This window comes from Streptomyces sp. NPDC088746 (assembly GCF_044751065.1).
In the GTDB taxonomy this organism is placed as follows: domain Bacteria; phylum Actinomycetota; class Actinomycetes; order Streptomycetales; family Streptomycetaceae; genus Streptomyces.
In genome coordinates this window covers 129,747-144,206 of record NZ_JBIVLA010000001.1, presented here as the reverse complement: position 1 = coordinate 144,206, position 14,460 = coordinate 129,747, and the positions used below count along the sequence as shown (strand labels likewise).

The following is a 14,460-nucleotide window of genomic DNA, read 5'->3' as shown; positions in this document are numbered from 1 at the left end:
CGTCCCGCGGCGGAGGCGGCCGGCGGACCGGCGTCTTCCGGCCAGGCGCTGCCAGGCGCGGCCGGTCGCGACCGCACCGATGGGCTGATTTGTCCTGGGACGGGAACCGGGTTGGGACACAGGACCCCCGTACGCCGGCCGGTGTTCAGCTGGAGTTGGTGCGGGGGAGGGAACGTGATCGAGCCAACCCACCCGGCCACGCAGCACCAGGAGCCCGCCATGTCGATCACCCGCAGGGAATTCAGCAGACAGTCCGCCCTCACCGGTGCGGGGATAGCCCTGACCGGCGCCGTCGGCGCACTGGCCACGGCCCCCGGCGCCCTGGCCGCCGAGGACTCGCGGCACGGCCATGGGCACGGCGACGACGACAAGGGCCACGGGCACGGCAAGGAGCTGGGCTACGGCCCGCTGATCGACGACCCGAAGGGCATCCTCGCGCTGCCCGCCGGATTCTCGTACCGCGTCATCACCCACAGCGGGGTCACCAAGCTGGAGACCGGCGAGCCGACCCCCTCCAACCACGACGGCACCGCCGCCTTCGAAGGCGCCCGCGGAGTCACCCTCCTGGTCAACAATCACGAGCTGAGCGGCACCCGGGCCGGCTGGAAGTACCCCGTCCCGCTCACCGAGGGCCTCGTCTACGACCCGGTCGCGGCCGGCGGCTGCACCGTCGTGGAGACCCGTCGCGACGGCCGCACCGCCGAGTGGGTCGGCATCGCGGGTACGTCGACCAACTGCGCGGGTGGCAGCACCGCGTGGGGCACCTGGCTCACCTGCGAGGAGACCGAGGACAAGGCCGGCAGGAACGGACTGCTCAAGGACCACGGCTACGTCTTCGAGGTCGACCCGTACGACAAGCGGGCCAACCGCGACCCGCGCCCCATCAAGGCGTTCGGCCGGTACGCCCACGAGGCCGTCGTCATCGACCCGAAGCGGGGGCACGCCTACCTGACCGAGGACGCGTCCGGCCCCAACGGCCTGCTCTACCGCTGGGTCCCGCCGCACGGCTTCAAGCACGGCCGGGGGAAGCTGCGCACCCTCGCCGACGACGCCGGTGTCCTCCAGGCCACCAAGTGCTACGACAAGAGGGGCGCGTTCGTCGACGACCTGTCCCGCGCCACGGAGATCGGCACCGTCTACGGCGTGGACTGGGTCGACGTACCCGACCGCGACGCGAAGACCGTCTCCGTGCGCAAGCAGTTCACCGACACCCAGGTGACCCGCGCCCGCAAGCTCGAGGGCATGTGGTGGGGTGACGGCGGCGCCTACTTCGTCTCCTCGTTCGCCCGGGACGAGAGCCCCGTGGCCCACGACGGCCAGGTCTGGTTCTACGACCCCAAGCGCCGCACGGTCACCCTCAAGGTCCTTCTCGGCGTCAACGCCGACCCGTCCGTGGACGGCGCCTTCGACGGCCCGGACAACATCACCGTGTCCCCGTACGGCGGCATCGTCATCTCCGAGGACGGCAACGGGATCCAGCACCTCTTCGGCGCGACCGACAGCGGCCGTACGTACCCGATCGCGCGCAACGACCTCAACGCCGGCACGGAGGACGACCCCTCGTACAGCGAGATCGCCGGGGTCACCTTCTCCCCGGACGGGAAGACGCTGTTCGCCAACATCCAGACCCCCGGCATCATGCTCGCCATCACGGGTCCGTGGAAGCGCCAGCCGGACAAGCGCTGACACACCCGGCTGTGCGGCGCGTGGGGGAAAATCCCCTCGCGCGCCGCGCGGCCGTCCTCATAGAGTCAGGGCCACGCACCTCCCGGTGCGAAGGCTGCGGCTACTTCCTTTCCAGAAATCACGCCGCGGCCGTCCTGATCTCGGGAGGCACAAGCGCCGGGGTGCCCGGTGCGCAGGCGACGGATACTTCTTGGATCTGACGGTTGCGGGTTCGAGTCCCGCCCGGCCTCGGCCGGTAGCTCAAGCGGATAGAGCATCGGACTGGCACCGTCGCCGACTCCTGATCTCGGGCACCCCTTCTTCGCCGTGCCTTCCTCCTTGAATTCGGGGGAACTCACAGATGGCACGCTTCAACACCCGCTCCACCCGGCCCCGCGTCACCTCGCCCGTCCGGTCCACCGGGCACACCGCGCGCAACCACCAGGGCGCGGTGGGGCATCTGCGGGACAGCAGGTCCGAACTCTTTCTGCTCGCCGTCGCCAACTTCGTGTCCCAGGAAACCTTTTACGAGGAGGGCGAGGGACGCGACACCCGCTTCGCCACGCTGGTGCGGACGCTCGCCGTCGAGGACCCGGAGTGGACCGCGGGGCTGCTGCGCTGGCTGCGTACCGAGGGGCAGATGCGTACGGCGTCGGTCGTCGGCGCCGCCGAGTACGTGAAGGCGCGGCTCGAGGCCGGCGCGGAGGACGGCCCGTCCAACCGGCAGGTCGTCGACTCCGTGCTGCTCCGCGCGGACGAGCCCGGGGAGCTGCTCGGGTACTGGACCTCGCGGTACGGCCGGGCCGTGCCCAAGCCGGTCAAGCGCGGGATCGCCGACGCCGTGCGCCGGCTCTACAGCGGCAGGACGCTGCTGAAGTACGACACGGCGTCCAAGGGCTACCGCTTCGGCGACGTACTCAACCTGGTGCACGCCGCGCCCGACCCCGCCAAGCCCTGGCAGGGGGATCTGTTCCGGTACGCCCTGGATCGCAGGCACCACCCCGAGGACGCCGAGCCGCCCGCGTCGGACCGGGCGCTGACCGCCCACCGGGCACTGATGGCGCTGCCGGTCGCCGAGCGCCGCGCGGTGATCACCGGACCCGGTGGCGCGGACCGGGTGGCCGGGGCGGGCATGACCTGGGAGGCGCTGGCGGGCTGGCTGCAGGGACCGATGGACGCCGCCGCCTGGGAGGCCGTGATCCCGTCCATGGGCGCGATGGCGCTCGTGCGGAACCTGCGCAACTTCGACGAGGCGGGCGTCTCGGACGAGGTCGCGGCCGGGGTGGCGGCGAGGATCAGCGACCCGGAGGCGGTCGCGGCCTCGCGGCAGTTCCCCTTCCGCTACCTCGCGGCGTACCAGCACGCTCCGTCGCTGCGGTGGGCCTACCCGCTGGAGCGGGCGCTCGGGCACTCGCTGGGCAATGTCCCCGCGCTGCCCGGCCGCACCCTGGTCCTCGTCGACCGGTCCGGCTCGATGTGGTCGCCGCTCTCCGACCGCTCGCTCCTGAACCGGGCCGACGCCGCGGCGGTCTTCGGCGCGGCACTGGCGCTGCGGGCCGCGGAGGCCGATCTGGTGCAGTTCGGCACGAACAGCCGGCAGGTGGAGTGCCGCACGGGCGAGTCCGTGCTGAAGATCCTGGAGCGCTTCGGCGACCTGGGCGGCACCAATACCGTGCAGGCGGTACGCAAGCACTACCGCGGGCACGACCGGGTGCTGATCGTCACCGACGAGCAGGCGTCGTTCACGCACTACGGGGACGCCACCGAGGGCATCCCGGCGGACGTGCCCGTCTACACCTGGAACCTCGCCGGGTACCGGGTCGGGCACGCGCCGTCGGGAAGCGATAACCGCCACACCTTCGGGGGTCTTTCCGACGCGGCGTTCCGCATGGTGCCCCTGCTGGAAGCGGGCAGGAGCGCAGACTGGCCCTGGAACCGCTGATTACGAATGCGGCACTACTGACCGCTCCGGAGCGGTCGGGCATGGCGTCGGGCGCTTACAGGGCGCATACTCGACCGTAATGAAACAGTCAGCCGGTTCCCGGCGTCACCTGCCTTCCAGTCCCTTCAACCGCCCGGCCCAGGCGGCCCCACCGGTCGAATGCTTCGATGTGGGCGACAGGGTGTCGCACGACCAGTTCGGACTCGGCCGAGTCCTCGCTGTCGAGGGCGACAACGACGCAGTGCTCATCGACTTCTCGGGGCGACAGGGGAGGATCCTGAGCCCGTACTCCAAGCTGACCAAGCTCTGAGAGAGCGAACGAGCACGCACCGCGTCCCACCGGAAACTCTCCGGATCCGGGGCACCTGAGGGGAGAACCCGCGGGTGCCCCGGAAGCCGTTTCCCGGGGGCGGCGGTGTTACAGGGCCTTGGCGGCGGGCTTGACCATGCCGCGGACGGTCCGGGACTTCACGAACTCGCCCATTCCGGTCATCTCCCACTCGCCGGAGAACTGCTTGATCAGCTTGGCCATCATGACCCCGGTCTGCGGCTCCGCGCCGGTCAGGTCGAAGCGGACCAGCTCCTCGCCGGTGGCCGCGTCGATCAGCCGGCAGTAGGCCTTCGCGACCTCGGAGAACTTCTGCCCGGTGAACGAGTTCACCGTGAACACCAGGCCGGTCGCGTCCGCGGGGATCCGGCCGAGGTCCACGACGATCACCTCGTCGTCACCCGCGCCCTCGCCCGTGAGGTTGTCGCCGGAGTGCTTGATGGCGCCGTTCAGGATGGAGAGCTTGCCGAAGTAGCAGCTGTCCAGGTGATTGCGGTTGGGGCCGAACGCGATCACCGAGGCGTCGAGGTCGATGTCCTTGCCGCGGAACGCGGGCTCCCAGCCGAGGCCCATCTTGACCTGCGAGAGCAGCGGCTTGCCGCCCTTGACCAGGGACACGGTCTGGTTCTTCTGGAGGCTGATCCGGCCCTTGTCGAGATTGATCTTGCCGGAGCCGGCGGGGGCCGACGGTGCGGGCGGTGCCGCGGGGGCCGGCGGCGCGATCCGCGGGTCGACGGGCGCGGCGGCCGGGGGAGCCATGGGCGGAGCGGCGGGCGGCGCGACGGGGGCGGCGGCCGGTGCGGGCGCCGCCGCGGGGGCGGGCTCCTCCACCGAGACGCCGAAGTCGGTGGCGATACCCGCCAGCCCGTCCGCATAGCCCTGGCCGACCGCGCGGGCCTTCCAGGCGCCGTTGCGCAGGTAGATCTCGATGACCACCAGCGCCGTCTCGCCGCCCAGCTGCGGCGGGGTGAACGTGGCGAGCGCGCTGCCGTCGTCCGCGTTGCGCACGGTGGCCGTCGGCTCCACGCCCCGGAAGGTCTGGCCCGCGGCGTCGGGGCTCGCCGTGACCACGATCTTCTCGATGCCCGGGGGGACCGCGGTGGTGTCCACCACGATCGCGTCGGGCGCCGACCCGCCGCCCGAGCGGTAGGTCACGCCGGGGCCCGAGGGCTGGTTGTAGAAGATGAAGTCGTCGTCGGAGCGCACCTTGCCGTCGGCGGTGAGCAGCAGGCCCGAGACGTCGAGCCGCACCGGGGCGGCGACGTCCACCGCCACGCGGGCGGCGGAGAGAGGGATGTTCGAGCCGGGGGTCATTGCGGTCATGCACGGGGTAACGAACGACCCGGCTTTGCCGTTCCCTTACCTTCGGGGACTTGCTCCGTACGGCTCAGCGCCCGCCGCGCGCCCGGTTGCGGGGGTGCGCGCGGGCGGTGCGCTCGTTGCCGTGCCGGTACGCGCCCGTCCAGCGGGCCATGACGAGCTGGGCGTCACCGGAGGTCACCTCCGCGAGGAACTTCTCCGCCCTGCCGCCGCGCAGGGTGCCCGCGGGGCGGCCGTGGTGCGTGAGGGTGACGCTCGCGTCGCCGTGCTGCTCGTACTGGAATCCGGAAGGTTTCGGCATGCCCGAATGGTGCCCCGACCCGTGGTGCCGCGTCGCGTGAATTGTGTGGGCCGGGTCCTAGTACGGCCAGATCGGCGGGTCCGTGACGAAGTGGCCGCCGACGTGGGCGTGGTCGGGGTTCGCCGGGTCCAGCTCCCCGTGTTCGGCGACGAGCTTCTCCGCGTTCTGCTCGGAGTCGTCCTGCGGCTCGTAGCCGAGGGAACGGGCCGTCGTCAGGTCCCACCAGAGCCGGGTGTTGTCGGAGGAGCCGTAGACCACCGTGTGCCGCACGTCCTCCGCGGTGAGGGCCGCGTGGAACAGGCGCGCCCCGTCGCCCGGGCTCATCCAGACGGAGAGCATCCGCACCGACGTCGGCTCCATGAAGCAGGAGCCGATCCGCACGGAGACGGTCTCGATGCCGTGCTTGTCCCAGTAGAACTGCGCGAGGTCCTCGCCGAAGGACTTCGACAGGCCGTAGAAGGTGTCGGGCCGGCGCGGGGTGTCGACCGGGATCAGCGGGTCGCCGGCGACCGGGCGCGGGGTGTAGCCGATGGCGTGGTTCGAGGAGGCGAACACGATGCGCCGGACACCCTCCTCGCGCGCCGCCTCGTAGAGGTTGTAGGTGCCCTCGATGTTGGAGCGCAGGATCTTGTCGAACGAGGCCTCGAGGGAGATGCCCGCGAGGTGGACGACCGCGTCGACGCCCCGTACCGCTTCCCGCAGCGCGGCCTTGTCGCCGAGGTCGGCGGTGATCGCGTCCGGTTCGCCCTCGATGGGGGTGAGGTCCAGGAGCCGGAGGTCGTAGCCGTACGCCGGAAGCAGTCCCCGCATGAGGGTGCCGAGGCCGCCGGCGGCGCCGGTGAGAAGGACGGTGCGCGGAGCTGGCATTCGGGGATCTCCTCGGTGCGGGCGCAGGGCGCGGGCGCGGCGTGCGCGGACGGGGGGCGATGCGGTGCTGCGCGGGACGGGGGCGCGGGCGACGGGGTGCGCCGGGCACGCCGGAGTCACACGACCGCCTGGTGCGTCAGCTCCATGGGCGGCATTCACATGCGTGGACACGCTAAGAACTCGCGGCGGACCCGTCAAGTGTCGCTCGGTCCGGTGGGTTCGTCCCAGGGTTGGGTGTTCCTGTCTTGACCGGCGCCGCACGGCTGCCTTAGCGTGGCAGCGTTCAGAGATATGGACACCGATCATAATTGTGCACGACTGAATCTGCACAGGGAGCGCCCGTGACCTCAGCCCCTCTTGCCGCCCGACTCACCGATGTCGCCGGGCCGCTCTTCTTCCCCGTCACCGCCTACGGGCCGGACGGCGCCGTCGACCTCGACGCCTTCCGCGCGCACGTGCGCAAGGGCGTGGACGCCGGTGCCGCGGCCGTCTTCGCCTGCTGCGGCACCGGCGAGTTCCACGCACTGGCCCCGGATGAGTTCCGGCTCGTCGTCCGGGCGGCCGTCGAGGAGACCGCGGGGCAGGTGCCCGTGGTCGCCGGTGCCGGTTACGGCACGGCGCTCGCGATCCAGTACGCGAAGCTCGCCGAGGATGCGGGGGCGGACGGGCTCCTCGCCATGCCCCCCTACCTCGTGGTCGCCGGCCAGCAGGGGCTGCTGGCCCACTACACCGCCCTCGCCGCCGCCACCTCCCTGGAGACGGTCGTCTACCAGCGGGACAACGCGGTCTTCACCCCGGAGACCGTCGTCGCCCTGGCCCGGACCCCCGGGATCATCGGCCTCAAGGACGGCTACGGCGACCTCGACCTGATGCAGCGCATCGTCAGCGCCGTGCGCACCGGGCTGCCCGGTGAGGAGTTCCTGTACTTCAACGGGCTGCCCACCGCCGAGCTCACCGGGCTCGCCTACCGGGGCATCGGCGTCACGCTCTACTCCTCCGCCGTCTTCGCCTTCGCCCCGGACATCGCCCTGGCGTTCTACCGGGCGCTGGACTCCGGTGACGACGACCTGGTCAACGCGCTGCTCGACCACTTCTACCGCCCGCTCGTCGAACTCCGGGCCAAGGGCCACGGTTACGCGGTGTCGCTCGTGAAGGCGGCCGTCCGGCTCGAAGGGCTGGCCGTCGGGACGGTGCGCACCCCGCTCACCGAGCCCCCGGCCGCGCACATCGAGGAGCTGACCTCGATCATCGCCGACGGCCGCGCGCTCCTGGAGAAGTACCGCGCGGGTGAGGCGAAGTGAAGGCCTCGGCTTTCCTGTACCCCTGGGACGTCGTGGGGGACCCGGACGCCCCCGCCCGCCTGGCCGGCCTCGGTGTCCAGCAGGTGACCCTCGCCTCCGCCTACCACTCCACCCGGGCCCTCACCCCGCGCCACCCCGGCCGCCGGATCGTGACCGCCGAACACGCGGCCGTGCTCTACCCGCCGGACGCCACGCGCTGGGCGGGGCGTGAGCTGCGCCCCTACGCGCAGTCCTGGGTGGCGGGGGAGGACCCGTACGCCGAGGCGGCCGAGGCCCTCGCGGGCGCCGGCCTCCAGGTGCACTCCTGGGTGGTCCTCGCGCACAACTCACGCCTGGGCGCGGAGCATCCGGACACCTCCGTGGTCAACGCCTACGGTGACCGCTACCCCTGGGCGCCGTGCATCGCGCGGCCCGCCGTCCGCGCGTACCTGGTGGACCTGGCGGCGGAGGCGGGCGCCCGCCCCGGGGCGTCGGGCACCGAGCTGGAATCGTGCGGCTGGTACGGCTTCGCCCATCTGCACGCCCACGACAAGACCTCCGGGGTCGCGCTCGGGGACGCGGCGCAGTACCTGATGTCCCTCTGCTTCTGCGCCGACTGCGAGGCCGGTTACGCCTCGGTGGGGCAGGACCTCGAGGAGCTGCGTACCGCCGTGCGCCACGCCCTGGAACCGGTCTGGGCCGGGTCCGGCTCCGGTGAGCAGGGCTGGGCCGGGGTGGAGAAGCTGCTCGGCGCCGGCCTCGCCGACGCCACCCGGCGGTGGCGTGACCCTGTCGCCAGAGGGCTCCAGGAGGCCGCTGTCGCCGCCGTACGGGGAGCGGCACCGGGGCCGGACTTCCAGGTCCTGCTCCACGCCGATCCCGCCTCGCACCGCACCGGGGCCAACGTGGGGGTCGACCCCGCGCACATCCTCTCCACGGCGGACGGCGTCGTGCTGCCCTGCACCGGTGGCGCGACGGCACGCGAGGCCGTTCTCGGGCCGTTCGCGGAGCTGTCCGGGGTGCTGGCGGCGAACTTCAACGTGGTGAGCGGCATGGGCGGCAGCCCCGGCACGCTGGAGAGCGACGCCGCGCACGCGGCCTCGCTCGGCGCGAACGAACTGCGCCTCTACCACGCGGGCCTGGCGTCCGGGCCGGACCTGAGCGCCGTCGCGACCGCCCTCTCCGCCGTCCGCGGCGGCTGATCCCGGAGCGTTCCCACCCTCGAGAAGACTCAGGTCCCCGGCGTGCGGCCGGGGGCCTGAGTCATGCCCGCCCCGGGGTGCGCCGCGCCGCCCGGGTTTCCACGTTCGCCGAACTTCTTTTGCCGGAAGCGTTGACGAAACATTCCCACCGCTCTAGCTTCATCGCGTCGTACTTCGTACGTCATATATGAGACGCCATACGCGAGATGTGAGAGCCGTTCCCCCATGACCTTTGCGCCTGCCCCGATTCCGTCCAGGACCCAGTACGTGCTGGAGGCGATCAAGCACGCGATCCTCACCGCGCAGCTGCAACCGGGACAGGCACTCGTGGAGACCGAACTCGCCGCGCAGTTCGGGGTGTCGAAGACGCCCGTACGCGAGGCGCTGAAGACGCTCGCCGGCACCGGGCTGGTGGTCATGAGCCAGTACAAGGGTGCCACCGTGCGGCTCGTCGACGCGGCCATGGCCCGGGAGGTGTACGACGTACGCCTGCTCCTCGAGCCGGAGGCGCTGCGCCGCTCCATGACCCGCAAGGCCTCGCTCGAAGCGGCCCAGGAGGCCCTGGAGCGTGCCGACTCGGCGATCGACAAGGCGGACAGGTCGCTCGCCAACCGGGACTTCCACCGGGCCCTCTACCTGCCCTGCGGGAACCCGCTGCTCGCCCGGATGCTCGACGAGATCCGCGACCAGGCGGCGCTCGTGTCGACCGTGGCCTGGTCGGCGAACCCGTCCTGGGAGCGCGAGGCGGCCGAGCACCGGGAGATCCTGCGGCTCGCCCTCTCCGACGACGCGACGGCCGCCGTGAGGGCCCTGCACGACCACATCGCCTCCTTCGTACGCCGTGCCTTCCCCGACGACGAAGACGGGGGTGACACCGCGTGAACCACCAGCTGGACGTGTATCACCAGCACCTCGACGAAAGGCCAGTCCGCATGGACCTCTCCCCGCTGAAGGCGGCCCTCGCTGACGTTGTGGCGATCCCGGTGACCCCGTTCGCCGAGGACGGGAGCATCGACGTCCCGGCGCACCGCGCACTGCTGCGACGGCTGCTCGACGGCGGCGTCCGCATCGTCACCCCGAACGGCAACACCGGTGAGTTCTACGCCCTCACCCCCGACGAGCGGCGCACCGTCACCGAGCTGACCGTCGAGGAGGCCGGCGGCCGTGCCACCGTCCTGGTGGGGGTCGGCCACGACGTGCCGACCGCCGTGGCCGCCGCCGAGCACGCCAGGGACGCCGGGGCCGAGATGGTGATGGTGCACCAGCCGGTGCACCCCTACGTCTCGCAGGAGGGCTGGATCGACTACCACCGGGCAATCGCCGAGGCCGTTCCCGGGCTCGGGGTCGTCCCGTACATCCGCAACCCGCTGCTCGCCGGCGAGCGCCTCGCCGAACTCGCGGACAGCTGCCCCAACGTCATCGGCGTGAAGTACGCGGTCCCGGACGCCGCCCGGTTCGGCGCCTTCGCCCGGGACGCCGGCCTGGAGCGGTTCGTCTGGGTCGCCGGGCTCGCCGAGCTCTACGCCCCCTCCTACTTCGCGACCGGCGCCAGCGGCTTCACCTCCGGACTCGTCAACGTCGCCCCCGGTGTCTCGCTCGCCATGCTGGAGGCGCTGCGGGCGGGCGACTACCTCGCGGCGATGAAGGTCTGGGAGCAGATCCGCCGCTTCGAGGACCTGCGCGCCGACCGGCAGTCCGCCAACAACGTGACGGTCGTCAAGGAGGCCCTGGCCTCGCTCGGACTCTGCCGCCGCGACGTACGCGCACCGAGCCGGGCACTGCCCGAGGAGCAGCGCGCCGAGGTCGCCGGTCTGGTCGCCGGGTGGTCGATATGACGGACAACGGCACGGCGGGCCGCATCGCCCCCGAGGAGCTGCGCAGCCACCAGTGGTGGGGCACGGACGGGCTCCGTTCGTTCAGCCACCGCGCCCGCACCCGGCAGCTCGGCTACCTCCCCGAGGAGCACCTGGGCAAGCCGGTCATCGCGATCCTCAACACCTGGTCGGACATCAACCCCTGCCACGTCCATCTGCGCGACCGCGCGCAGGCGGTCAAGCGGGGCGTCTGGCAGGCGGGCGGCTTCCCGCTCGAATTCCCGGTCTCCACCCTCTCGGAGACCTTCCAGAAGCCGACCCCGATGCTCTACCGCAACATGCTGGCGATGGAGACGGAGGAGCTGCTGCGCTCCTACCCCGTCGACGGCGCCGTGCTGCTGGGCGGCTGCGACAAGTCCACGCCCGCCCTGCTGATGGGCGCCGCGTCCGTCGACCTGCCGACGGTCTTCGTGCCCGCCGGGCCGATGCTGCCGGGGCACTGGCGCAACGAGGTCCTGGGCTCCGGCACGGACATGTGGAAGTACTGGGACGACAAGCGGGCCGGCCTGATCGGCGACTGCGAGATGGCCGAACTGGAGAACGGGCTCGCCCGCTCGCCCGGCCACTGCATGACCATGGGCACCGCCTCGACCCTGACGGCGGCCGCCGAGGCGCTGGGCGTCACCGTGCCGGGTGCCTCCTCCATCCCGGCCGTGGACTCCGGTCACGACCGGATGGCGGCACAGTCCGGGCTCCGGATCGTCGAACTGGTGTGGCAGCAGCTGAAGCTGTCGCAGCTCCTCACGGCCGACGCCTACGAGGACGCGGTCGCCACCGTCCTCGCCCTCGGCGGCTCCACCAACGCCGTCATCCACCTGATCGCCATGGCGGGCCGGTCCGGGGTGAAGCTCACCCTGGACGACTTCGACCGCATCGCCCGCACCGTGCCCGTCCTCGCCAACCTCCGCCCCGGCGGGAAGTACCTGATGGAGGACTTCCACTTCGCCGGAGGGCTGCCCGGATTCCTGGCCCGGCTCACCGACGTGCTCCACCTGGACCGGCCCACCGTCGCGCACGCCACGATGCGCGAACAGCTCGACGGGGCGCTCGTCCACGACACCGACGTCATCAGGGAGCGGGACAACCCCCTGGCCCAGGAGGGCGGTGTCGCGGTCCTGCGCGGCAACCTCTGCCCCGACGGCGCGGTCATCAAGCACATCGCCGCCGAGCCGCACCTGCTGCGCCACACCGGACCCGCGGTCGTCTTCGACGACTACAAGGAGATGCAGCGCACCATCAACGACCCGGCTCTGGCCCTCACCCCGGACCATGTGCTGGTGCTCCGCAACGCCGGCCCCAAGGGCGGTCCCGGCATGCCCGAGTACGGCATGCTGCCGATCCCGGACTACCTGCTGAAGCAGGGCGTACGCGACATGGTGCGCATCTCCGACGCCCGGATGAGCGGCACCAGTTACGGGGCCTGCGTCCTGCACGTCGCGCCCGAGTCCTTCGTCGGCGGACCGCTCGCCCTCGTCCGCACCGGTGACAGCATCACGCTGGACGTCGAGGCACGGCTGCTCCACCTCGACGTGACCGACGAGGAGCTGGAACTCCGCAGGGCCCGGTGGACCGAGCCGCCCGCCCGCTACGGGCGCGGTTACGGCGCGCTCTACCAGGACCAGATCACCCAGGCCGACACCGGATGCGACTTCGCGTTCCTGGCGCGGCAGGGAGAAGTGCCCGACCCGTACGCGGGCTGAAGCCGGGCGAAGAGAATTCCGCGCACCGCCCCGTCCGGGATCTCGAACGGCATGCGGTAAGCGCTTGCACCATGCATCGAAAGCACGGCACATCCAGCACTTTCCAGAGATCGGAGACGCGTCATGGCCCAATCCGCAGCCGTGGCCACACCGCCCCCCAAGGGCAAGGCGTCGAAGCGCCGCTCGGCCACCCCCCGCCGCCTGCCGTATCTGCTGATCGCGCCCGCGGGCCTGCTGATGCTGGGCTTCATCGCCTATCCGGTGGTCAGCGTCTTCTACTACAGCCTGCAGAACTACAACGTCACCAAGCCGTGGCGGAACGGCTTCGCCGGCTTCGACAACTTCACCAAGATCTTCACCGAGGACGAGCAGTTCTGGCCGACGCTCGGCTTCAGCGCCCAGTGGGTCTTCACGCAGGTGACCCTGCAACTCGCACTCGGTCTCGCCCTCGCGCTGATCGTCAACCAGACCTTCATCGGCCGCGGCATATCCCGCGCCATGGTCTTCTCACCCTGGGCCGTCTCCGGCGTGCTGACCAGCACCATCTGGATCCTGCTCTACAACTCCTCGACCGGCTTCAGCCGCTACCTCGCCGACGCCGGGATCGGTGAGTACGGCACATCGGTCCTCTCCGACACCGGGACCGTCTTCTGGGCGGCGACCATCTCCGAACTCTGGCGAGGGGTCCCCTTCTTCGCCATCCTCATCCTCGCCGACCTCCAGTCCGTCTCCAAGGAGCTGTACGAGGCCGCGTCGGTGGACGGCGCGGGCCGGCTGCGGCAGTTCTTCCACATCACGCTCCCGCACCTGCGCGACGCGATCATCCTGGCCACCCTGCTGCGCGGCGTCTGGGAGTTCAACAACGTCGACCTGCTCTACACCCTCACCGGCGGCGGACCGGCGGGCGAGACCACCACCTTGCCCCTCTACGTCGCCAACACAGGCATCGAGGGCCACGACTTCGGATACGCCTCCGCGCTCACCACCGTCGCGTTCGTGATCCTCCTCTTCTGCTCGATCGTCTATCTGCGCCTGAGCAAGTTCGGAGGCGACAACAAGTGACTGCCGCACTCGTGGAGAAGAACGACGCCCGCACGCCGGGACCGTCCGGGGGCAACGACCTCCCGCCGCCCTCCTCGCGCCGCCGCACCAGGCGTGAGCGCGCCTTCGACGACGTACCGCGCTGGCAGATCTACGTGCCGCTCGGGATCTATCTGCTCTTCACCCTCATCCCGTTCTACTGGATGTTCCTCTTCGCCGTACGGCCCGCCGGCTCCACCTCGCTGGTGCCCTGGCCGATGACGGGGGACCACTTCTCCAAGGTCTGGAACGAGCGCAGCTTCGCCCTCTTCTTCCAGAACAGCATGATCGTCGGCGTCGCGACGCTGATCGCCACGACCCTGGTCGCGCTGGCCGGCGGCTACGCCCTGGCCCGGTTCGACTTCAAGATCAAGGGCGCCTTCATGCTGGCGCTGCTCTGCTCGCAGTTCATCCCGGGCGCCCTGATGCTCGTGCCGCTCTTCGAGATCTTCAAGAACCTCCAGATGATCAACTCCCTGGGGAGCGTCGTCATCGCGGAGACCGTCTTCCAGCTCCCCCTCTCGATCATCCTGATCAGTGGCTTCATCAAGAACGTGCCGGTCTCCCTGGAGGAGGCCGCCTGGGTGGACGGCTGCTCGCGCTTCAAGGCCTTCTGCGCCGTCGTCCTGCCGCTGCTGCGCCCCGGACTGATCGCGGTCGGCTCGTTCGCCTTCGTCCACAGCTGGAACCACTTCCTGTTCGCCCTGATGTTCCTCAGCGAGCAGGACAAGCAGACGATCCCGGTCGGCCTCAACACCCTCATCGGCGCCGACAGCATCGACCTGGGGGCGCTGGCCGCGGGCGGTGTCATCGCCGCCGTGCCCGTGGTGATCGTCTTCGCCTTCATCCAGAAGTGGCTCATCACCGGCTTCAGCGCCGGCGCCGTGAAGGGATGACGCAC

The 14,460-nt window shown here is 71.0% G+C and carries 13 protein-coding genes; 10 read left to right on the top strand and 3 right to left on the bottom strand.

The genetic code is table 11. The annotated features are described in order from the left end of the window. The first annotated feature begins 219 nt into the window (after window positions 1–219). The 3 genes from ACIP63_RS00705 to ACIP63_RS00695 all read left to right on the top strand — a co-directional run bounded on the left by ACIP63_RS00705 (window position 220) and on the right by ACIP63_RS00695 (window position 3,917). Window positions 220–1,686, top strand: coding sequence for an alkaline phosphatase PhoX (locus ACIP63_RS00705; protein ID WP_401512216.1), 1,467 nt, complete (start codon window positions 220–222; stop codon window positions 1,684–1,686). A gap of 340 nt (window positions 1,687–2,026) precedes the next feature. Then, the gene (locus tag ACIP63_RS00700; protein WP_401510131.1) at window positions 2,027–3,607 is read left to right on the top strand and encodes a TROVE domain-containing protein; all 1,581 of its coding nucleotides are present in this window, start codon (window positions 2,027–2,029) and stop codon (window positions 3,605–3,607) included. Window positions 3,608–3,686: 79 nt separating this feature from the next. Next, window positions 3,687–3,917, top strand: a complete 231-nt coding sequence (locus tag ACIP63_RS00695) for a hypothetical protein (RefSeq protein WP_014156926.1) — start codon at window positions 3,687–3,689, stop codon at window positions 3,915–3,917. Between the two features lie 108 nt (window positions 3,918–4,025). Here ACIP63_RS00695 and ACIP63_RS00690 read toward each other — a convergent pair whose 3' ends face one another. From ACIP63_RS00690 to ACIP63_RS00680, 3 genes are all read right to left on the bottom strand, one after another. Then, window positions 4,026–5,258: a TerD family protein gene (locus tag ACIP63_RS00690; RefSeq protein ID WP_401510129.1), complete on the bottom strand. Its 1,233-nt coding sequence runs from the start codon at window positions 5,256–5,258 to the stop codon at window positions 4,026–4,028. A gap of 64 nt (window positions 5,259–5,322) precedes the next feature. Then, the gene (locus tag ACIP63_RS00685) at window positions 5,323–5,556 is read right to left on the bottom strand and encodes a hypothetical protein (protein ID WP_401510128.1); all 234 of its coding nucleotides are present in this window, start codon (window positions 5,554–5,556) and stop codon (window positions 5,323–5,325) included. 57 nt (window positions 5,557–5,613) lie between these two features. After that, entirely contained in the window at window positions 5,614–6,423 is an 810-nt protein-coding gene (locus ACIP63_RS00680) for an NAD-dependent epimerase/dehydratase family protein (protein ID WP_401510127.1), read from the bottom strand. 341 nt (window positions 6,424–6,764) lie between these two features. On the opposite strand from ACIP63_RS00680, the gene ACIP63_RS00675 reads away from it, so the two are divergent. From ACIP63_RS00675 to ACIP63_RS00645, 7 genes are all read left to right on the top strand, one after another. Next, window positions 6,765–7,724, top strand: coding sequence for a 5-dehydro-4-deoxyglucarate dehydratase (locus ACIP63_RS00675; RefSeq protein ID WP_401510125.1), 960 nt, complete (start codon window positions 6,765–6,767; stop codon window positions 7,722–7,724). Then, window positions 7,721–8,905 carry a hypothetical protein gene (locus ACIP63_RS00670; RefSeq protein ID WP_401510123.1) on the top strand — a complete coding sequence of 395 codons (1,185 nt, stop codon included), beginning with the start codon at window positions 7,721–7,723 and terminating at the stop codon, window positions 8,903–8,905. Before ACIP63_RS00675 ends, ACIP63_RS00670 begins: the two co-directional genes overlap by 4 nt. Window positions 8,906–9,130: 225 nt before the next feature. Continuing rightward, window positions 9,131–9,787 carry a GntR family transcriptional regulator gene (locus ACIP63_RS00665; protein WP_401510121.1) on the top strand — a complete coding sequence of 219 codons (657 nt, stop codon included), beginning with the start codon at window positions 9,131–9,133 and terminating at the stop codon, window positions 9,785–9,787. A 50-nt stretch (window positions 9,788–9,837) separates the two neighbouring features. Further along, a complete protein-coding gene (locus ACIP63_RS00660; RefSeq protein ID WP_401512214.1) occupies window positions 9,838–10,740 on the top strand; it encodes a dihydrodipicolinate synthase family protein in 903 nt (300 codons plus the stop codon). Further along, the gene (gene araD, locus ACIP63_RS00655; protein WP_401510119.1) at window positions 10,737–12,479 is read left to right on the top strand and encodes an L-arabinonate dehydratase; all 1,743 of its coding nucleotides are present in this window, start codon (window positions 10,737–10,739) and stop codon (window positions 12,477–12,479) included. The genes ACIP63_RS00660 and araD overlap by 4 nt, the downstream gene beginning before the upstream one ends. A gap of 123 nt (window positions 12,480–12,602) precedes the next feature. Continuing rightward, window positions 12,603–13,541 carry a carbohydrate ABC transporter permease gene (locus tag ACIP63_RS00650; protein ID WP_104789979.1) on the top strand — a complete coding sequence of 313 codons (939 nt, stop codon included), beginning with the start codon at window positions 12,603–12,605 and terminating at the stop codon, window positions 13,539–13,541. Then, window positions 13,538–14,455 carry a carbohydrate ABC transporter permease gene (locus tag ACIP63_RS00645; RefSeq protein ID WP_401510117.1) on the top strand — a complete coding sequence of 306 codons (918 nt, stop codon included), beginning with the start codon at window positions 13,538–13,540 and terminating at the stop codon, window positions 14,453–14,455. The genes ACIP63_RS00650 and ACIP63_RS00645 overlap by 4 nt, the downstream gene beginning before the upstream one ends. The last annotated feature ends 5 nt before the right edge of the window (window positions 14,456–14,460 follow it).